Here is a 19,873-nt window from a genome sequence, read left to right on the forward strand (position 1 = left end):
TTGCTATATTTATTACGAAGATATAAAAACAGGCAAAGTAATTAAAAGAGTAGTATGTTATTAATGTGCAGAAATTACGTCGCCGCCCTCGTTCTCTTTTACCTCACCAATATTTCTTTTGCCAATAGCCAAAATGATGAAAGCAACAAGTGTGCTGCCAGTCATTATCAGGATCATGGGTACCATTGAGGTTTTTACGAAGATACCAACAAGCATGGAAGCTACCGCGCCAAGGCCTAACTGTAATGCACCCATAAGGGCAGAGGCACTTCCTGCATTTTCAGAGAATGGGGCAAGTGATAATCCTGCAGTGTTCGGATTGGTTAGTCCGAGGCAGCCAAGGTATAAAAAAAGCATAACGATAGTGCTGTATAAATTTAGCCAGTTATTTACTGCCGCAATTAAAAAAGCAACGCTTATTATGCTTTGCAGCGAAAGGCCAAGATAAACCAACTGACCACTTTTGTATTTGCGCAGCAATATAGAGTTAAGCTGACTTGTGCCGATAAAGCTAACCGACATAAATGCAAATATCCATCCGTATACTTCTCCCGAAACTTTAAAGATATCCATGAAAAGAATAGGGGAGCCGGCAACATACGTGAACAATCCTGAAAAAGCAACACCACCAGAAATGGCATAAGTGTAAAATTGAGGGTGTCGCAGTACACTCCAAAAGCCAGTAAGTATAGGTTTCGGCTTGAGGGATATTGACGGGTCGGGGTTTCGGGTGTGGCCCAGCCCAAATCGGGATGCCAGCAATACCAAAAAGCCCATTATGGCAAGAATCACAAATATAGAGTGCCATCCCCAGGCTTTTATAACATAGCTTCCTATAGTAGGAGCAAGCATTGGCGAAAGCCCCACAACAAGCATCAGTAGTGAAAAAACTTTTGGGCTGTCGTTTACAGGGAAAAGATCGCGCACCATTGCCATAGCAGCAACCGTAGCTGCACAGCTTCCTACGGCTTCTACAAAACGCAATGCAATAAAAGCATCTATATCGGTAACTAAAGAGCATCCTAATGATGCGAGGATATATACAGCAAGACCTGCGTAGAGCGGTTTTTTACGCCCAAAACGGTCTAACAACGGACCATATAGTAATTGCCCCGCTGCAATGCCTATAAAATAGCTTGAAAGTGATAAGGAAACTTTATTAGGGGTTGTTCGCAGGTCTTCTGCAATGGCGGAGAAGCCTGGCAGGTACATATCTATTGTAAATGGCCCCAATGCGGTGAGCGATCCTAATATCAATATCAGGGAGATGTATTTCTGGCGTGTCATAAATGTTGTGTATGGTAGTCAGGGAGGGATTAGATTTTCCCTGATTTTAGAGGGTGCAAATTTAAGCAGAAAAACGACAAAGTAAATGGTGTTTATTTAATAATAACATTGACTTTAAATAAAAAGCGGTTTGTTGATTGTATAAAACAAGAAACCCCACGCATTGAGTGGGGTTTCATAATCTTTGAATCTATAATGTTTTACTCTGTTTTATTTATGTCAATAAGCGTTACCATATTAGCATTAAACCTTGAAAGGTCTGTATCTAATACGGCGAAAAATTCATGATCCACATCAACGACAGCAGCTAAAGCTTTCTGAAGCACTTTTTCGCCTTCGGGTGTCAGCTGTATAACCTTTGCCCTGGTATCAGTAGGGTGCTCATGGCGCGTAATGAATTTTTTATCTACGAGAGTTCTTAATACTTTAGATACCATCATCCTGTCGGCATTGCTTTGCCTGGCAATATCAACCTGCATAACCGCATCGCTTTTTTTGGAAAGCCATCCTAAGGCAGCAAGCAGGGCGAGCTGGGTTTGCGTCAGGTCCAACGGATCCAGCACTTTTTTTTGTTTTCGCTGCCAAAGCATAGTCAGCTGCCCGATTAAATATCCCGGACTGTCGTTTGGACTGCTAAAATGAAAATCAATTTCTTCAGGCATAATTATGTTGAGGCATTTTTTGTGGATACTATATCAAACTCCTGTTATTGGTTTCAAAGAAACTAAATTGAAATGGATAACCCAATTTTTTAGTGCTGTAAATTATTGGTTTTGCCTTATATCGCATTCAGGAATGTAAGTTTATAACCGTCAGGGTCCAGTACGTGGAATGCTCTGCCAAAAGGTGTATCTATGATCGGTCCGGCTGTTGTCACTCCATCAGTAATGAATTTTTCTTTTAACTCGTCTACAATTTCGTAAACGGCAAACCATATAGCCACGCCAACGCCCAGCTCTCTTCCTTCAATTGGTTCAAGAGGCGTGCGGATAGCAAAACTTGCCTCTCCCTGGTTGTATTTAAAGACGCAGGCTTGCGGGTTGGTAGTTCCAACTTCGAAGCCTAATTTCTTTTGATAGAACTCTTTAGATAATTCCAGATTTTTTACCTGTAGCGATGCAAATGTTAACTGTCTCATTTTAATAAATTTTATTGTTGTCGCAAATATAATAAATGCGACAATAATAAAAATATAAATCGATATTTTTTTTTATTAGCTTTTAACTTGAATTAAATTTCTTATCTAAATGGGTATTGAGGAGCATCCTTTGGATGTATGCTTTTAGTAAGTGGTTAAAACAATCGGGAAGAATGATATTAGTGGGGAAGATTATAACCTTAAACTGTCGCGCAGCTTAATACGTTTATTATTACCATTGAAATGTCTATAAACGAAAAATCCATTCGTATAGGCAGATTTTAATTGCTTTGATCGCGCTAGATTTGAACTGTCACGCATATAGCGTGATGCTGTATCCGGCTGAGCAATCAAAATGTCCTTAAAAAACAAAAACCTACTCAATAAGTAGGTTTTGTTTCCGTGATCGCGCCAGGATTCGAACCTGGGACCGCCTGCTTAGAAGGCAGGTGCTCTATCCAGCTGAGCTACGCGACCCTGATCGTCGATCAAATTCAGTCTTTATTGTCGGGGTGGCAGGATTCGAACCTGCGACCTCCTGGTCCCAAACCAGGCGCGATAACCGAGCTACGCTACACCCCGAAGAAGCGGAGAGACAGGGACTCGAACCCTGGCGACGTTTGCACGTCGACAGATTAGCAATCTGCTCCGTTACCACTCCGGCACCTCTCCTCTTTAAAAAGCTCAAAAGTTTTACCCTTTTTGCGGTTGCAAATGTAGCAGATGATTCTCTTATCTGCAACTATTTTTAAAGGTTTTTTTGATTTTTTTGTAACGTTTTCTTAAAGTCTTTAACACTCAACAGGATAGTAAAAATATTTTTTCCAAAATTTTATTGGATACACTTCAGTGTATTTATAAAATAGGCTTCAGGATAGTACTTTTTTTTCATGCTTTCGCTGTCGAGTTCTTTCTTTACAGGGTAATCTACCGTTTCATTTACATATTTTACCCTTATAAAAGATATGTCATATTTCTCTAAATCTTCTAAAGATCCCTTTGTAAATAAAAAAGTTCCTGTCAAAATCCTTAAATTATTCTTTTCGTTACTATCATAAACCAGGCCTGAACACTGGTCTTCGGTTGCGCTTATGAGGGTAACTATCTTTCCATTATTGAGCTGTATGTATATTTTAGATGCGCTGTCGATACAATACGATTTGGGAAATTCCTTGCTTTTTGCCAGCAATTGAAAGTTAAGAATAGGTACGCCTTCGCTATTTGTTAGCGAAAAGAACATAAACTGAGACGTGCCTGCAAATACTTTTTCATACATCAGATACTCTTTGGTGGACTTTAATTCCTGCCCGTCATTACCGGTTACGATAGTATAGTCGCACCCGTTTTTTGGAGTTTCTGTATCTTTTGGCTTATCCGCTTTTTTTTGGGCATTAACGCTGAACGATAGCCCTAAAAGCAGGCATATTATAATCTTCTTCATGTAGTATGGTGTTATTGGATGCCAAATATAATCAAAATGGCATACTGAGTTACTTTTTGGTTAAAGGATTACAAATGTTAACTAAAATATGATAGCTTTGATGTACCGTCATCTATTTCTGAATATTATGAATAAATCTGTTTTTATAGTGCCTTCGCTGCTTATCTGCGGAGCAACAATTTTTTTTAATAGTTCTGTTGCTAAATATACCGCAGTTACTTCCGCAGCGGTTTCCGGTAAAACGCCGGCTGAAAACTATCAGAACTATTGCAGCAGCTGCCATGGCGAGAAAATGGATGCCTTTGTAGACAGGGACTGGAAGCATGGTAACAAACTGTCAGACCTCGTACGGGGTATCTCTAAAGGATATGCTGACGATGGCATGCCGGCTTTTGAAAAAACATTTACAGCGAAAGAGATAGAAGAACTTTCGTCTTATATAATTGAAGGTATAAACAACCGCGCTGCCTACGACTTTGATGACCAACCTAAAAGCAACATCTTTAAAAGCGATAAGCTCACAGTAAAGCTTGATACCATTGCAACAGGGCTTGATGTTCCGTGGGGAATGGCATTCCTTAAAGATGGTAGCCTGCTGGTAACCGAAAGGGGTGGGAAATTATACAAGGTTGCCAATAAAAAAAATACTGAAATTAAAGGTATTCCTGAAGTTTTGGCGCAAGGGCAGGGCGGACTGATGGATATAGTGCTGCATCCTGATTTTGAAAAGAACCAAATTCTTTATTTGTCCTATTCTAAACCAAAGGGCAAATTAGCAACAACAGCTGTAGTCCACGCTAAACTGGAAGGCAATACGCTGGTAAACCAAAAGATGGTATTCGAGGCACTCCCTTATGCATCTACAAGGCACCATTATGGGAGCAGGATGGCATTTGACAAGAATAATTATCTTTTTATTTCGGTAGGGGAAAGGGGTAATGAAAGAGAAAATCCGCAGAGCCTTGACAATTCGTTAGGTAAGATACACCGAATAAATGCCGATGGTTCCATACCCGCAGATAACCCGTTTAAAGATAAAGAGGGTAAGCCGACATCGCTTTATACCTGTGGAAACAGAAATCCGCAGGGGATTGCTTTTCATCCGGTAACGGGCGAGTTATGGGAAACCGAGCATGGTCCGCGTGGCGGCGATGAGATTAATATTATAGCACCCGGTAAAAATTACGGATGGCCCTTAACCAGCTATGGCATCAATTACAACGGAACTACGATTACCGATAAAACGACTGCTCCCGGCATTGAAGAGCCTTTATTATACTGGCTTCCATCTATTGCGCCATCGGGTACTGCTTTTGTAACCGGAGACAACTATAAACCGTGGAAAGGCGCATTGCTTGTAGGTTCGCTGCGATTTAAGTACCTTAACCTCTGCTACCTTGACGGCCATAAAATAACAGGACAGGAAAAGCTGTTAAAAAATATAGGCCGCGTTCGTGATGTACGCATGGCACCCGATGGTTATATTTATGTGGCGGTTGAAGATAATAAGGGTTCTGTATACAGGCTGGTTCCCGTAAATTAGATTTTAGAACATACAAGGACTACCTTTTCATTTTTACTGTTGGTAGTAAAAAATGCATATATATCGCCGCCATCCTTGATTTTCCATTTTTTACGAATATCCTCAACATTTAAGGGAAAATTACGCGTGGTAATGTTCATTTTGCTGCCTTCAAGCGGTTTCATTTCTGCCTTTTGGTAAGGAATAATAGCATCGATTGTAAATCGCCTTCCGGCAAATGGAATCAATTCATCAGATGTATAAAGCTGTGTATGTTTGTGCAGTTTTGTAATCGCATAATGGTGTGCTACGGCATCAAACGCACCTGATTTCATTATAGCGGCATTAGGCTCGTACAGATATTTTTTCGGTAAACCGTAAGGTGCCTCATCTGCAGGTTCATAAGATGCCGTAAAGATATCTTCGCCGTCTTTTGTGAGGTTTACGGCGGTTAATGTCGGCGTGCCCGCAAATCCTTTTTCAATAATCCATAGAAGTTCCTTAACCTCGTTATTCAATGCAATAACCTGTATCTCCTTAACCGAATGGAGTTCTGCCAGTCCGGCGCTTATATCCAGTATTGGAGCCGTTTTAATGAGCAGGTTGTGCGAATATTTAAAATAAGTATCTAACAGTTCCGGTACGTTGGGCATGCAGTCTTTCAACAGAAAAACTTTGCCTTTAGCGTCGCTGCGCCTTGACGGGTCAATGTAGATCAAGTCCCACTTTTTTTGAAGCGTTTCTAATGTAGTTAGGCTATCGCCCGGTATACATTGTACGTTTGTGACACCTAAAATTTCATAATTATGTTTTACTATTGACGATAAATGCAGGTTGAGTTCGCAATGTGTTACATTACCCAGCCTTTGGGCGAAATAGTAATCATCTATGCCAAAGCCACCTGTAAGGTCGATAAGATTTTCGCCAGAAACCAGTGTCGACTTATAGCGAGCAGTACTTTCTGATGAGGTTTGCTCGACCGATATCTTACCAGGATAAAGTATGTCGGCGGTAGTAAACCAAGTTGGCAGTTTATCTTTTGCTTTTTCGCGGGCAGCAATCTGGCCTACTATTTCTGTCCATTCCACATCAGGGAACGGATTTTTTTGCAGTGCAAGCTGTGTGACAGGTTTTCCTGTGTTTTCTATAATGAATTGCTGAACGCTTTGCGATAAGAGTTTTTCCAAAAGCAAACTTAAATGTCTTTAGTAAGTACTTTAACTACGGGATTTTCAGGGAAAAATTCTTTAGCGACTACTTTTAATATTGTGTAAAGCGGTATTGCTACGATCATTCCCAGGATACCAAAAAGGAATCCACTGGCCAAAATTACTATAAATATTTCAAGTGGGTGCGAATTTACGCTATTGGAGAAAATTAACGGCGATGTAACGTTGTTGTCTATAAACTGTGCGGCACAGTACCCTATAAATACATAAAGCGTGGTAGATAGCATTTCTCCCTGTGTTTCAGGGCCAATATTGCCTAAAAGGGTAAGTATAATTACAAGGGCCGTGGCAATAAGTGGGCCTATGTATGGAATTATATTTAAGAATGCAGTGATAAATGCTATTATAAATGCATTTTCTACCCCAAAAACAAGCAATATGATAAGGTACAATATGAACAGCACCGACATTTGAAGTATAAGCCCTATAAAGTAACGGCTTAGCAAATGGTTTATTTTATGAAAGGAATTGATTATCTTATCTTCATGAGAATCAGGCAGTATTTTTTTTGCTGCTTTTACGAACATGTTTCGGTCTTTAAGAAAAAAGAACGTTATGAATATGACCGATGCCAGCCCTATACCAAAGCCGCTTAAAATACCGATGATGGAATTGATGAAATTAGGGATAAAGTTAAAATTAAGCTGAGAGGTTAAATTAGCCTCCTTCATTAATTTTTGTGAATCTATATTATACCCCGCCAGGTAGGTGTTTACCTGATTGATCATATTTGTAAAATCCTTTTCCAGCTGTACAGTATCGAGTAGGGAAAGATTGTCGCTTTGCGAAATTATCAGTGGGACGAACATCATTATGAACCCAGCAAGTAAGAGTATAAAAAATACGAGTGTTGTTATCACTGCGAGCGTATGCCTGAATTTACATTTTCTTTCAAGAAAATTCACTACTGGGGTTGCTATCATGCACACTATAAGTGCGATAAATAGATATAGTATTACGGTTTGTACCTGATATAAAAAAAGCAGCAGCAAGCAGCAGCCTACAATAACAGCCAATGCCCTAAGTATACCGTTTGCAATAGTTTTAGAAGTCACCATGTATTTTTTGTTTTTTTGGTACATCGAATGTACGGTAAAAATTACTAAAATACCAGTTGCTTTAATACAAGATTATGACTTTGCGGGTAGCTATTCCTTAGTTCTTAAACGCATAATTAACTATGTTGGCGCCCATTTTAAGGGCTTTTTCGCGAACCTCCCTAGGGTCGTTATGCACTTCCTGATCTTCCCATCCGTCGCCCAGATCGGTTTCAACGGTATATAGTAAAACTAGTCTTCCTTCTATAAAAATACCCCATGCCTGTGGTGCTTTGTTATCGTGCTCGTGAATCTTAGGCATACCCTGCGGAAACGAAAACGGACCTTTAAAGATCTCATGCCCCACAGCAACAGCTGTCAGTTCTTTGTCAGGAAAAACTTTAGACAGTTCCTTGCGAATGTATTTATCCATACCGTAATTGTCATCAATGTGCAGGAAACCGCCCGAATACAGATAGTTGCGCAGGTTTATCACATCATTATCGCTGAATACGACATTTCCGTGTCCTGTCATGTGTACAAAAGGGTAAGAAAAAATATCAGCACTGCCTGCTTCTACAGTAGCAGTCTTGGCATTGATTTTTGTATTGATGTTCCGGTTGCAGAATTTGGCAAGGTTGGGCAATGAAGTAGGGTTGCCATACCAGTCGCCGCCACCGGAATATTTAAGCACCGCGATTTCCTGTGCTGTAAGCAGCGCAGGAGCAAGCAGTAGTATATAAAGCAGTTTTTTCATTAGTAATGATTGTGGTGTAAATATAGTTTTTCTTTTGTCTTGAAACAAAGCATACAAAAATTCAAGGCTCTGGACTCTTTAGGCTACAGATAATTTCATTCTTCTAAACCATAAGAACTTGCCTTTGGTCAAACAACGAGTGCTTCTTAACGCCTCACTCATAATTTTCTCAATGCCTCAGAGCCTTATGCCTTAGCTTCACTCGCAAGTAATGGTAATTACAACTGGCACTTAAAACGACTCTTCATTAACAAACGCTACGCTGTGTGCTGCCACAACGGCGGCAGTTTCGGTACGAAGTCGCGTGTTGCCCAATGATACGGGAATGTAGTTTTGCTGCAGCGCCAGGTTGATTTCTTTGGTAGAAAAATCGCCTTCGGGACCGATTAATACAGTCACATGCTTTTTAAGCTCAAGGGCATTTTTAAGCAGGCGTTTTTCGGTTTCTTCACAATGGGCTATGAATAGCTGGCCTTCGCGTTGTTCGTCAACGAATGTGTTGTAGGTCACCGGTTCATTAAGCTTTGGCATATAAAACTGGAGTGACTGCTTCATGGCACTTTGCAGTATCTTCTCAAAACGGTCGCCTTTAAAATTGATTCGCTCACTGTGCTCGCAGATGATAGGTGTTATCTCACTGACGCCGATTTCGGTAGCTTTTTCAAGAAACCACTCGTAGCGGTCATTCATCTTTGTAGGAGCCACGGCAAGGTGAAGCGAATAGGGTGCGGGTTCGTGGAATTCTTCGCTGGTAACTTTAACTTCGCATTTCTTTTCGCTTGCAAAAACGATCTCAGAAGTGAAAAGGTAACCGCTGCCATTAGCAATATGAATCGTATCGCCTTCTGTTTTGCGCAGCACTTTTACAATATGCCTGCTTTCTTCCTTATCAAAAGTAAAGGAAGTACAGCCTGATTGTATTTCGGGATTGTAGAATAACTGCATATTATAATTCTATTCGTGCTTTAGAGGTTACAGAAGCATCATTAAACTGATGCTCCAGGTATTTATGGTAGCCCACAATGCCTATCATTGCGGCATTATCAGTTGTATATTCAAATTTTGGAATGTAAGTTTTCCATCCGTATTTTTTCTCAGTTGCCTTAAGGGTATCACGAATGCCACTGTTGGCAGACACGCCTCCGCCTATGGCTACCTGTTTAATACCTGTTTCGGCAACAGCCAGTTTTAGCTTATCCATAAGGATATTGATGATGGTATGCTGTATGGAAGCGCAAATGTCGTTCATGTTTTCTTTTATGAAATCAGGGTTTGCAGCAACATTCTTCTGCACAAAATAAAGGATTTGTGTTTTGAGTCCGCTAAAGCTAAAGTTAAGCCCCGGTACTTTTGGTTTGGTAAACGGGAATGCTTTTGGGTTGCCCAGTTTAGCATATTGGTCAACCAATGGCCCACCCGGATAAGGCAGCCCTAATATTTTTGCACTCTTATCAAACGCTTCGCCTACGGCATCATCTGTCGTTTCGCCTATAACCTCCATGCTAAAGAAGCTTTTTACTTTAACGATTTGTGTATGGCCGCCACTTATCGTCATGGCAAGAAAAGGAAACTCAGGTTTGTCGTAGCCTTCCTCATCTATAAAGTGGGCAAGTATATGTGCCTGCATATGGTTTACAGCAATAAGAGGAATATCTAGCGCCAGCGCCATAGATTTGGCAAATGAGGAGCCTACCAAAAGCGAACCCATTAATCCGGGACCCTGTGTAAAGGCTACAGCACTAAGCTGGTCTCTGGTAACGTTTGCTTTTTTAAGGGCAACATCTATTACAGGCACTATGTTTTGCTGGTGCGCACGCGAAGCAAGCTCCGGCACTACACCGCCATATTCTTCGTGAATGGCCTGCCTTGCCACAACATTAGACAACACTTTACCGTTTTGCAGTATAGCTGCGGCAGTATCGTCGCACGAACTCTCTATTGATAATATATATGTGGGTTTTTCCTGCATAATTTTTAGGCACAGATTTTGGTAATACTAAAAAAGCCTTAAAGCCAATTTAACAAGTATAAAAATTCCTATTTTTGTTGGCTATTAGCCATGTCAGCCAGCGTACAAATTTAAAACAAATAGCAGTATCAAAAAATTTAAAAAAATACTTATAAGGACGATAATCGGGATTATCGTGTTTTTACTGCTATTGGGCATCGCGCTTTCTTTACCTTTTGTGCAAACATGGATAGCTCATTATGCTACAGATAAGGTAAATAAAGACTTTGGTACCCATATCCAGATCGACAAAATCGCTATATCAGTTTTTGGAGGGGTGAAGCTTAAAGGCGTTCTTATACTGGATCATCATAACGATACACTTATTGCAGCCGACAGGCTTCAGACCAATATTATTAACGCAAGGGGATTTCTTGATAGTAAACTTAGGTTTGGCACGATAAAGGCTCACAAACTTAACTTCCACATGAAAACGTATAAGGGCGAGAAAACCTCTAACCTTGATGTTTTTGTAAAATCGTTTGACAGCGGAAAGCCGGGAACGGGTAAATTCCGTCTAAGGACGGATGATTTATATGTGACCGATGGCAGATTTCGTTTAACAAATGAAAATGCCGTTACCGCAAGAGTGCTGGATCTTAAGAAACTAAACGGGCAGCTTAAGGATTTCTACATTAAAGGCAGCGATGTGACTGCCGATATCCAAAAACTGTCTCTTTTAGACCACAGAGGACTTTTTGTGGATAACCTGAAAGCGAAATTCAGTTACTCTAAAACAAATATTAAGCTTGATGACCTTGAGCTTAAAACGGCAGAATCTGCATTAACGGGAAAGGTTAAGCTAACCTATACCATTGCCGACATGAAGGATTTTGTAAACCGCGTAAAGTTTGATTTTACGGTCGACAGGGCTTCTGTATCGTCTAATGAGCTGAATTATTTTTTTAATGAATTTGGAAGGAACCAAAAATTTTATCTTTCAACCCGACTTACAGGGCCCCTTAATAATTTTGTGCTTCATGATCTTAAGCTGCTTGATGATAAGGATTCAGAAATTATAGGTTCGGTAAACTTCAGGCACCTGTTTGATAAAAAAGGGCCTGGCTTTTACATGAATGGTAATTTTGACCGCGTTACGTCAAATTATTCCAACCTTAAAAATATAATGCCAAGGATACTTGGAAAGAGCTTACCAACAATATTAGAAAAGTTTGGACGCATAGACCTTGTAGGCGATGTGGTGCTGACAAAAACTGATATTACTACAAACCTGTATGTAATGTCAGAGCTTGGCGAAGCTACCGCCGACCTCTCGGTAAAAGACTATAACAAACCCGATATTGCTACCTATCTTGGTACTATAGATCTTGAAGGGTTCAATGTAGGCGGACTTCTAAATAATAAAATGGTTGGTCTCGCAACGCTTCACGTAGATGTAAATGGGCAGGGCTTTAATAAAAAATCGCTCAATACAACAGTTAAGGGAGATATAGCCAGTTTCGTTGCTAACAAGTATCGATACAAAAACATTAAGGTGGATGGCCAGTTTAAATGGCCTTACTTCAATGGAAGGATAAACAGTAACGATCCTAACCTTCGCATGTCATTTGACGGTCTGGTAGATATGAGCACAAACCGTATTAAATATGATTTTGATGCAAAAGTTGATTATGCCGACCTCCATATTCTTAACCTGGTTAAAAAAGATACGCTTGCTATTTTTAAAGGAAAGATCCTCGCTAAGGCAAGTGGCAATAGTATTAATACGCTTGCCGGAAAACTAGAGGTTTCTGAACTGTATTACCAAAACAGCAGGGATAGTTATTTCTTCGAAGATTTTAGTGTTGAGGCATCTTATGATAATAAAAATGTAAGGACGGTAACTATAAATTCTAAAGATATCATAGAAGGGCAGATAAGCGGTATTTATGATATTAAGGAAGTGCCAAAGCTAGTGCAGAATGCGCTTGGAAGCCTTTATACTAACTATTCGCCCTTTAAGGTCAAAAAGGGGCAGTTTTTTGATTTTAATTTTACCATCTATAATAAGATAGTCGAAATAATAAGTCCTGAAATAGTCGTTGGCGAAAATACGGTTGTAAAAGGGCGTATCGATGGCGATAAGGGCGAGTTTGTCCTTGGTTTTAATTCGCCGATAATTACTGCTTTCAAAAATGAGTTTGATAATATTAATATCGATATCAACAATAAGAATACCCTTTACAATTCTTATGTAAGTATGGATACTATTAAGCTTAGTAAGTATAAAATATCCGATTTTAGGGCTGTAAATATCACCCAAAACGATACCCTGCATGTACGTACCGAGTTTAAGGGCGGAACAGGGAAGGATTATTTCCATCTTAATTTGTATCACACTATTGATAAGGATAACAAATCTATTGTTGGTTTTAAAAAATCTGAGATCAGCCTTAAAGATTATATGTGGTATATCAATGAGGAGAATGAGTCAGATAACAAGATCATATTTAATAAAAAGCTGACTGATTTTAGTATAGACAGGATCATAATGTCTCATGACGACCAGCAGGTGCGTTTAGGCGGTGAGATAAGAGGTAAGGATTTTAAAGATCTTAAGCTTAACTTTAACGATGTAGATCTTAATAAGATAACGCCTTCGCTGGACAGCCTTAGTTTTGGCGGAAGGCTTAACGGTGAAGTAAACTTAAAACAGGACAAGCAGGAGTTCCAACCGGCTGCATCTATAACTATAGATAGCTTAAAGGTTAATAAGTTCAATATAGGCGACCTGGCGCTTCAGGTGACGGGCGACCGATCGTTTAGGAAATTTACGATCAATACGTCTATTGCCAGGAATGACGAAGAGAATTTCTATGCCAATGGTGCTATCGAAGTTGTAGACAAACAAACACTTATGTCTGTTGACGCTGTATTTACCGATTTTGATATCAGTCCGCTGCAAATGTTCCTCAAATCCATATTCCCTGAGATACGGGGTAGGGCATCAGGACGTGCAGCTATTGTGGGTAATGTAAAGAACCCTGAAATTAACGGAGTGCTCTACCTCAAAAAGGCGGGACTGAAGGTAGGCTACCTGAATACTGATTACAACTTTGCTGAGAATGCAATGGTAACACTCTCTGATAAGGCTATTACATTCCCGAATATAGAACTTACCGATGTAAAATATAAAACAAAGGGCATACTTACTGGTACGGTTAAGCACAAGCTGTTCAGGGATTGGGAATTGGACGAAGTGAAAATCACTTCTGACAGGATACTGGTATTAGACACACAGGACTCTGATGACGCATTGTATTATGGAACAGCTTTCATTAAAGGAGAAGCAAGTATAGATGGCCCGGTTAATAACTTGTTCATTAATGTAAAAGCAGAATCTAAGGCTGGTACTGACATTAAAATACCTATAAATAATTCAGGAACATCTACCAACAATGCAGCCTTTATACATTTCCTTACACCAAAGGAAAAAGAGAACAGGCTTAAAGGTATAGTGGACATAGATAAAACAAAAACCTTTAAGGGGCTTGAATTAAAATTTGATCTTGACATCACACCAGAGGCAAAAATTGAGGTAATTATTGATAAAAATACGGGTCATAGCCTTAGTGCCAGCGGTTTTGGTACCATGCTTCTTGAAATAAATACGCTTGGTAAGTTTAATATGATTGGCGACTTCATGGTGCAAAAGGGTATTTATAACTTTAAATATGCAGGGTTAATAGATAAGAAGATTACCGTAAAACCTAATGGTACCATAAACTGGGAAGGCGACCCTAAAAGGGCAAGGCTAAACCTCGAGGCGGTATATTCGCTTCGTGCTAATCCGTCGGTACTTCTCGAAGCGTCATCGTTTAATAGGAACATACCGGTTGATGTAAGTATTCTGCTTACAGGTAACCTTACAAATCCTGAACCTGACTTTGCTATCAGTTTCCCGGGGGTGAGTTCGGTACTTAAATCAGATCTTGAGTACAAGCTGACAGATATTACTAACAGGCAGACACAGGCATTATCATTGCTTTCTACCGGAAGTTTTGTAAACCCTAACAATATGAATGCAGGTACGGCAGTTGCGGGTAACCTGTTTGAGAGGGCAAGCAGCCTTGTAAACGGCATTTTTGCCGAAGATGACAGTAAGCTAAATATAGGCCTTAACTATGTTCAGGCAGAGAAGAACCCGTACGTGGAGACGAATTCGCAGGTAGGGCTTACTGTTTCGTCGCAAATTAATGACAGGATTACCGTAAACGGCCAGCTGGGGGTACCTATTGGCGGCGTTAACGAATCGCAGATTGTGGGTAATGTTGAGGTGCAGATAAGGCTAAATGACGAGAACTCGCTTAAAGGAAGGGTGTTTAACCGTGAAAATGACATTTCATTTTTAGGGGAGGGAATTGGCTATACACAGGGTCTTGGACTTTCTTATTCGGTAGACTTTGATACCATAAGGGAGTTATGGAGAAAAATATTCAGCAAGACAGACGAGAAGGAATCTGATACCTCTGATGACGGCATTCCGGACTCTGAATTATCGCCTGAATATATTAAGTTTATAGAGGGTAGGAATAAGAAAAAAACGAATAATAGCCAAAAACAGCCTCAAAGGATTCCCGAAACGGATTAATCATAAATAATACGGCTAAAAATTTTATTATATTAAAAAAAGCAGATGTTTCAAAGAGAATACATCTGCTTTTTAGGTTTATTTAAGATTGTTTTAAGAAAAACTTATTAACGAAAACGTTTGAAATGTTGCAGATTTAATAATGGATTGCAAATTCAAATAAATAAATCATATTAAATTATTAATTTTACAATCAAATACTAAAAAATGTCAGTTAACATAAAAAAAATAGGTGTGCTTACATCGGGGGGAGATTCACCCGGAATGAATGCCGCTATCAGGGCTGTAGTGCGTACGTGTGCATTTCATAATATTGAGTGTGCCGGTATTTATAGAGGTTACCAGGGAATGATAGAGGGCGATTTTAAAGAGATGGGGCCGCGTAGCGTAAACAACATTATAAACAAAGGAGGTACAATACTTAAGTCGGCAAGATCTAAAGAATTCATGACCCCTGAAGGCCGTGCTAAAGCTCACGAAAATTTAAAGAAAAATAATATAGATGCCCTGGTCGTAATAGGTGGTAACGGTAGTTTTACCGGCGGCCTTCTTTTTAACCAGGAATTCGGTTTTCCGGTAATTGGGATACCGGGAACTATAGATAACGATATTTTTGGCACAAGCCATACTCTTGGTTATGACACAGCACTTAATACGGTGGTTGAAGTTATAGATAAGATAAGAGATACTGCGAGCTCGCACAACAGGCTTTTCTTTATAGAAGTTATGGGTCGTGACGCAGGGCATATTGCCCTTAATGCGGGTATTGGTGCAGGTGCTGAAGAGATACTTATCCCTGAAGAGGATATGGGGCTTGACAGGCTTCTTGATTCACTTCGCAAAAGTAAGGCATCAGGAAAATCATCGAGCATCGTTGTAATTGCCGAAGGAGACAAAATAGGCAAGAACGCATTTGAGCTTAAGGATTATGTAGATGAAAACATGCCGGAATATGACGTGCGTGTATCTATACTTGGGCACATGCAGCGTGGCGGTGCGCCATCATGTTTTGACAGGGTGCTTGCAAGCAGGCTTGGCGTTAAGGCTGTAGAAAGCCTTTTAGCCGGAGAGTCTAATTACATGGCAGGCCTTATGAAAGACGAAATAGTGCTCGTTCCGCTAGAGCAGGCTGTTAAAGGCAAATCACAGGTGGATAAAGAATTAATAAGAGTATCAGACATCGTTTCGATATAATAAACAACAACAAAAAACATCTATTCACAATGACAAAAGTTAAATTAGGAATAAACGGTTTCGGTAGAATTGGCCGTATTGTATTCCGCGAAACCTTCAACAGGGATAATGTTGAGGTTGTAGCAATCAACGACCTATTAGACGTAGACCATTTAGCCTATCTATTAAAATATGATTCAGTACACGGCCGTTTTGCAGGTACTGTAGAAGTTAAAGAAGGACAGCTTTATGTAAACGGTAAACACATAAGGGTTACTGCAGAGAAAGACCCTAAAGCCCTTAAATGGGACGAAGTAGCGGTTGATGTAGTTGCAGAGTGTACCGGTTTCTTTACTACACTTGAAACAGCACAACAGCACATTGAAGGTGGTGCTAAAAAAGTTATCATCTCTGCTCCATCGGCTGATGCGCCAATGTTTGTAATGGGTGTAAACCATGATAAAGCTACAGCTTCAGATACTGTGGTATCTAACGCTTCATGTACTACAAACTGTCTTGCTCCGCTTGCAAAAGTTATCAATGATAACTTTGGTATCGTAGAAGGTTTAATGACAACTGTTCACGCTACAACGTCTACTCAAATGACGACTGACGGACCTTCAAGAAAAGACTGGAGAGGCGGACGTGCTGCAAGCGTAAACATTATTCCATCATCAACAGGTGCTGCTAAAGCAGTAGGAAAAGTTATTCCGGATCTAAACGGAAAACTAACAGGAATGTCTTTCCGTGTTCCTACAGTTGACGTATCTGTAGTTGACCTTACAGTTAAAGTAGCTAAAGAAACTTCTTATGAGGAAATCATGAGTGTTCTTAAAAATGCTTCTGAAACTAACCTTAAAGGTATCCTTGGCTTTACAGAAGATGACGTTGTATCTCAGGATTTTGTTTCAGATTCAAGAACAAGCATCATTGACGCTAAAGCAGGTATCGGACTTAATTCGACATTCTTCAAGATAGTTTCTTGGTATGATAACGAATATGGCTATTCAAGCAAACTAATTGACCTATCGGTGCACATTGCATCTTTGTAATATTTTTATACCTTGTCCCGCTTTTTGAAAAGAAAGGCGGGACTTTGTTTTTTTATGTACGGGCTTAATATTTATTTAACCTAAAGGTAATTCGTTTAAGCAGTTGTATATACAAATAAGACTCAAACTTAATACAAAATTTACTCTCACAAAATGAAATTATTAGTAGACAGTGGAGCTACAAAAGCCGATTGGATTGCATTAGATGATGATGGGAACAGGCTTTTTAACTCACAAACTTTAGGCTTAAGCCCCGAAGTAATTAACAGGGAGGAGGCTATAGAGCGTCTTGAAGCACGTTTTGATATCTCCAACAATAGAAATGAGGTAACCGAACTTTATTTTTATGGTGCAGGATGTGGCACAGACAGAATGAAAATTTTCATGAAAGGTATCTTTGAGGAGTTTTTTCCTAATGCAAAGGTTACCGTAAAAGAAGATACGTATGCAGCTGCTTATGCTACAAACCCTACAAACGAGAAATCTATCGTATGTATATTAGGTACAGGTTCTAACTGCAGCTATTTTGACGGTGTAGAACTTCATCAAAAAGTACAGTCTCTTGGTTATATTGCCATGGATGACTGCAGCGGAAACCGTTTTGGACGTGATCTTGTCCGCGCTTATTACTTCAATAAGATGCCGGCAGACCTTGCCAAACAATTTGAGTCAGAATATAATCTTGACCCGGATGTTATTAAGCATAACCTTTACAAAGAACCAAACCCTAACGCGTATCTTGCAACATTTGCAAAATTCCTTATTCAGCATAAAGACGAATCTTTTATTAAAGGGCTTATTTTTGATGCGATGCAGGTTTTTGTAGAGAACTATATTACTCAGTATGAAAATGCTCATGAAGTTCCTGTGCATTTTGTAGGCTCTATCGCATTCTACCTTAAAGCTGAATTAGCAGAGGTTTTATCTAAGAATGGGCTTAAGCTTGGTAATGTGTTGAGAAGGCCTATTGACGGGCTTATCGAATATCACGAAGTTAACAAATAAAATATAATTGAAATTGCCATCATTGCCCATGACGGAATGAAGCCGAATGGTACAGTTCCTGAACAAGCATAAAAGAGATACGTATTAAAGAAGGTATTAAGCTTATTGCTACCGGTACAACCGGAAGTAAAGCTGAAAATCAGGATTTAAAGTAAGGAAAATGCTGTCGGGGCCGCTGGGGGTGATGCGCAGATTGCGGCGAGGGTTGCAGAAGGCAAAACTAAATGGTATTCTTTTTTCAAGACCCTTTAGCGAGCCATGCCCACGAAGCGGATATAAATATGCTAATCAGGGTTTGCGATGTGCACAATGTGCCGCTTGCCACAAACCCTGCATCAGCAGATTTGTTTTTGCAGGCTATAGCCCAACAATCATAGAAATTTCCACATTTACGTTTTTAGGCAGTTTTGCCACCTGAACCGTTTCTCTTGCAGGAGCGGTTTTTTCGTTAAAATAAGCGCCGTAAACAGTGTTTATTTTGGCGAAGTCATCCATGTTGCTAATGAAAATAGTCGACTTGATGACATTTTCAAAAGTTGTTCCGGCAGCTTCTAATACGGCTTTCATGTTTTCCATAACCTGTTTGGTCTCGGTTTCTATATCGCCTGTTACAAGCTCTCCTGTTGCAGGATCTAAAGCTATTTGTCCTGACGTATAAAGTGTGTTTCCAAATACTACAGCCTGGCTGTATGGTCCGATAGGCGCAGGCGCCTTATCGGTAAAAATGATTTTTTTCATATTATAGATTGTTTATAACTGTAATGTTTAATTTTTCCAGCGCGTTTTTTAGTTTATTCCACTTCTTGTTGCTTAATGTGGCTGCGCTATATTGTTTTGTGGAATAATCATTAAATATAATGCTTAAGCAATTTGGGGCTTTTCCTTGTGCCTTAAATGTTATCTCTTTTATATCTTCTAATTTATAAGTCTCCTTTTTCCAAAATTTCATATTGCTCTTTATCCTGAAATATTTATTATTTAATTGGAAATAGTTAAACTGACTTTGAAACAATAAGGTAGTCATTAGAGGTAAAGACAATATTATATACTTCTGTATATTGTCCTCATCAATCTTTATCAAAAAAATAAAGCCAAAAAAAAGCATCATCACGATGTATAGCAAACCTTTAAAACTAAATATGAAAAAGCCTTTGTAATTTAAGAAATCTTCCGAAGACAAATTTTTAAGTACTTTTTCTACGGATTTAGGCTTATTGTTGTTAATAAGTAAATCCAGCATTAGCTTCAATTGAGAAGTATTGCTATATACATCATCAAAAATGTACTTTATAGTACCATCACTAAAACGTATTTCTGCACCAGCTTTAAATCCAGTACCTGAAAATCCATATTTCCCTGTCAGAGACAGAGATTCAATATTTGATAGAGCAAATCGTTGATCGTTGAAAGTTATGAATTTATGATCAATAGAAATTTTTGGTGTATTTTTAATTAAGGTAATAAAAATCCAGATGACCGCTCCTGAAAGTAATAAACCTCCCACAGTCAATTTTCCTTTATTATTCATCCCATCTGCTAAAAACATGAGAATGCTAATCACTAAAAGAAAAATACCAACGGCAAAAACTCCGTAAAAATTTATAAGATGTCTTTTTGAAGTAAACGTTTTCAT

The 19,873-nt window shown here is 39.4% G+C and carries 16 protein-coding genes, 3 tRNA genes and 1 pseudogene; 6 read left to right on the forward strand and 14 right to left on the reverse strand.

Translation table 11 applies throughout. From position 1 onward, the window contains the following. Positions 1 to 60 precede the first annotated feature (60 nt). The 7 genes from R1T16_RS00080 to R1T16_RS00110 all read right to left on the reverse strand — a co-directional run bounded on the left by R1T16_RS00080 (position 61) and on the right by R1T16_RS00110 (position 3,866). Positions 61 to 1,287 (reverse strand): multidrug effflux MFS transporter, encoded by a 1,227-nt coding sequence (locus tag R1T16_RS00080; protein ID WP_317499017.1) that lies wholly within the window; start codon positions 1,285 to 1,287, stop codon positions 61 to 63. A gap of 200 nt (positions 1,288 to 1,487) precedes the next feature. Beyond that, positions 1,488 to 1,949 carry a MarR family winged helix-turn-helix transcriptional regulator gene (locus tag R1T16_RS00085; protein ID WP_317499018.1) on the reverse strand — a complete coding sequence of 154 codons (462 nt, stop codon included), beginning with the start codon at positions 1,947 to 1,949 and terminating at the stop codon, positions 1,488 to 1,490. 116 nt (positions 1,950 to 2,065) lie between these two features. Next, positions 2,066 to 2,425 carry a VOC family protein gene (locus tag R1T16_RS00090; RefSeq protein WP_317499019.1) on the reverse strand — a complete coding sequence of 120 codons (360 nt, stop codon included), beginning with the start codon at positions 2,423 to 2,425 and terminating at the stop codon, positions 2,066 to 2,068. 403 nt (positions 2,426 to 2,828) lie between these two features. Then, a tRNA-Arg gene (locus tag R1T16_RS00095) sits at positions 2,829 to 2,902 on the reverse strand. Positions 2,903 to 2,932: 30 nt separating this feature from the next. Further along, a tRNA-Pro gene (locus tag R1T16_RS00100) sits at positions 2,933 to 3,007 on the reverse strand. Positions 3,008 to 3,013: 6 nt separating this feature from the next. Beyond that, positions 3,014 to 3,097, reverse strand: a tRNA-Ser gene (locus R1T16_RS00105). A 160-nt stretch (positions 3,098 to 3,257) separates the two neighbouring features. After that, positions 3,258 to 3,866: a hypothetical protein gene (locus tag R1T16_RS00110; protein ID WP_317499020.1), complete on the reverse strand. Its 609-nt coding sequence runs from the start codon at positions 3,864 to 3,866 to the stop codon at positions 3,258 to 3,260. Between the two features lie 127 nt (positions 3,867 to 3,993). Here R1T16_RS00110 and R1T16_RS00115 point away from each other — a divergent pair, with 127 nt between their 5' ends. Further along, positions 3,994 to 5,409 carry a PQQ-dependent sugar dehydrogenase gene (locus R1T16_RS00115; RefSeq protein WP_317499021.1) on the forward strand — a complete coding sequence of 472 codons (1,416 nt, stop codon included), beginning with the start codon at positions 3,994 to 3,996 and terminating at the stop codon, positions 5,407 to 5,409. Here R1T16_RS00115 and R1T16_RS00120 read toward each other — a convergent pair. From R1T16_RS00120 to tsaD, 5 genes are all read right to left on the reverse strand, one after another. After that, complete coding sequence (locus R1T16_RS00120; RefSeq protein WP_317499022.1) at positions 5,406 to 6,581, reverse strand: THUMP-like domain-containing protein; 1,176 nt, start codon at positions 6,579 to 6,581, stop codon at positions 5,406 to 5,408. The genes R1T16_RS00115 and R1T16_RS00120 overlap by 4 nt on opposite strands. A 2-nt stretch (positions 6,582 to 6,583) precedes the next feature. Beyond that, positions 6,584 to 7,675, reverse strand: a complete 1,092-nt coding sequence (locus tag R1T16_RS00125; RefSeq protein WP_317499023.1) for an AI-2E family transporter — start codon at positions 7,673 to 7,675, stop codon at positions 6,584 to 6,586. A gap of 97 nt (positions 7,676 to 7,772) precedes the next feature. After that, positions 7,773 to 8,411, reverse strand: a complete 639-nt coding sequence (locus tag R1T16_RS00130; protein ID WP_317499024.1) for a DUF4159 domain-containing protein — start codon at positions 8,409 to 8,411, stop codon at positions 7,773 to 7,775. Positions 8,412 to 8,642: 231 nt separating this feature from the next. Beyond that, entirely contained in the window at positions 8,643 to 9,356 is a 714-nt protein-coding gene (locus tag R1T16_RS00135; protein ID WP_317499025.1) for a 16S rRNA (uracil(1498)-N(3))-methyltransferase, read from the reverse strand. 1 nt (position 9,357) lies between these two features. Further along, positions 9,358 to 10,380, reverse strand: coding sequence for a tRNA (adenosine(37)-N6)-threonylcarbamoyltransferase complex transferase subunit TsaD (tsaD, locus tag R1T16_RS00140; RefSeq protein WP_317499026.1), 1,023 nt, complete (start codon positions 10,378 to 10,380; stop codon positions 9,358 to 9,360). A gap of 175 nt (positions 10,381 to 10,555) precedes the next feature. On the opposite strand from tsaD, the gene R1T16_RS00145 reads away from it, so the two are divergent. The 5 genes and pseudogenes from R1T16_RS00145 (at position 10,556) to R1T16_RS00165 (ending at position 18,617) form a co-directional block, all read left to right on the forward strand. Continuing rightward, positions 10,556 to 15,010: a translocation/assembly module TamB domain-containing protein gene (locus R1T16_RS00145; RefSeq protein ID WP_317499027.1), complete on the forward strand. Its 4,455-nt coding sequence runs from the start codon at positions 10,556 to 10,558 to the stop codon at positions 15,008 to 15,010. Positions 15,011 to 15,217: 207 nt separating this feature from the next. Continuing rightward, positions 15,218 to 16,204 (forward strand): 6-phosphofructokinase, encoded by a 987-nt coding sequence (gene pfkA, locus R1T16_RS00150; RefSeq protein ID WP_317499028.1) that lies wholly within the window; start codon positions 15,218 to 15,220, stop codon positions 16,202 to 16,204. Between the two features lie 29 nt (positions 16,205 to 16,233). Beyond that, the gene (gap, locus tag R1T16_RS00155; protein ID WP_317499029.1) at positions 16,234 to 17,235 is read left to right on the forward strand and encodes a type I glyceraldehyde-3-phosphate dehydrogenase; all 1,002 of its coding nucleotides are present in this window, start codon (positions 16,234 to 16,236) and stop codon (positions 17,233 to 17,235) included. Positions 17,236 to 17,388: 153 nt separating this feature from the next. Beyond that, on the forward strand, positions 17,389 to 18,240 hold the full coding sequence (locus R1T16_RS00160; RefSeq protein WP_317499030.1) for an N-acetylglucosamine kinase: 852 nt from the start codon (positions 17,389 to 17,391) through the stop codon (positions 18,238 to 18,240). Positions 18,241 to 18,246: 6 nt separating this feature from the next. After that, a pseudogene (locus R1T16_RS00165) lies at positions 18,247 to 18,617 on the forward strand (methylglyoxal synthase). Here the strand turns inward: R1T16_RS00165 and R1T16_RS00170 are convergent. Then, entirely contained in the window at positions 18,598 to 18,978 is a 381-nt protein-coding gene (locus R1T16_RS00170) for a RidA family protein (RefSeq protein ID WP_317499031.1), read from the reverse strand. The pseudogene R1T16_RS00165 and the gene R1T16_RS00170 sit on opposite strands and share 20 nt — an antisense overlap. Position 18,979: 1 nt before the next feature. Further along, positions 18,980 to 19,873, reverse strand: a complete 894-nt coding sequence (locus tag R1T16_RS00175) for a hypothetical protein (protein WP_317499032.1) — start codon at positions 19,871 to 19,873, stop codon at positions 18,980 to 18,982.

Origin of the sequence: Flavobacterium sp. DG1-102-2, assembly GCF_033042555.1 — a bacterium.
In the GTDB taxonomy this organism is placed as follows: domain Bacteria; phylum Bacteroidota; class Bacteroidia; order Flavobacteriales; family Flavobacteriaceae; genus Flavobacterium.

Coding starts and splice junctions, on each gene's coding strand:
- R1T16_RS00125 (WP_317499023.1), bottom strand. CDS start 7,675: ATGGTGACTTCTAAAACTATTGCAAACGGTATACTTAGGGCATTGGCT.
- R1T16_RS00135 (WP_317499025.1), bottom strand. CDS start 9,356: ATGCAGTTATTCTACAATCCCGAAATACAATCAGGCTGTACTTCCTTT.
- gap (WP_317499029.1), top strand. CDS start 16,234: ATGACAAAAGTTAAATTAGGAATAAACGGTTTCGGTAGAATTGGCCGT.
- R1T16_RS00080 (WP_317499017.1), bottom strand. CDS start 1,287: ATGACACGCCAGAAATACATCTCCCTGATATTGATATTAGGATCGCTC.
- R1T16_RS00115 (WP_317499021.1), top strand. CDS start 3,994: ATGAATAAATCTGTTTTTATAGTGCCTTCGCTGCTTATCTGCGGAGCA.
- R1T16_RS00090 (WP_317499019.1), bottom strand. CDS start 2,425: ATGAGACAGTTAACATTTGCATCGCTACAGGTAAAAAATCTGGAATTA.
- R1T16_RS00175 (WP_317499032.1), bottom strand. CDS start 19,873: ATGAAAACGTTTACTTCAAAAAGACATCTTATAAATTTTTACGGAGTT.
- R1T16_RS00110 (WP_317499020.1), bottom strand. CDS start 3,866: ATGAAGAAGATTATAATATGCCTGCTTTTAGGGCTATCGTTCAGCGTT.
- R1T16_RS00085 (WP_317499018.1), bottom strand. CDS start 1,949: ATGCCTGAAGAAATTGATTTTCATTTTAGCAGTCCAAACGACAGTCCG.
- tsaD (WP_317499026.1), bottom strand. CDS start 10,380: ATGCAGGAAAAACCCACATATATATTATCAATAGAGAGTTCGTGCGAC.
- pfkA (WP_317499028.1), top strand. CDS start 15,218: ATGTCAGTTAACATAAAAAAAATAGGTGTGCTTACATCGGGGGGAGAT.
- R1T16_RS00160 (WP_317499030.1), top strand. CDS start 17,389: ATGAAATTATTAGTAGACAGTGGAGCTACAAAAGCCGATTGGATTGCA.
- R1T16_RS00130 (WP_317499024.1), bottom strand. CDS start 8,411: ATGAAAAAACTGCTTTATATACTACTGCTTGCTCCTGCGCTGCTTACA.
- R1T16_RS00170 (WP_317499031.1), bottom strand. CDS start 18,978: ATGAAAAAAATCATTTTTACCGATAAGGCGCCTGCGCCTATCGGACCA.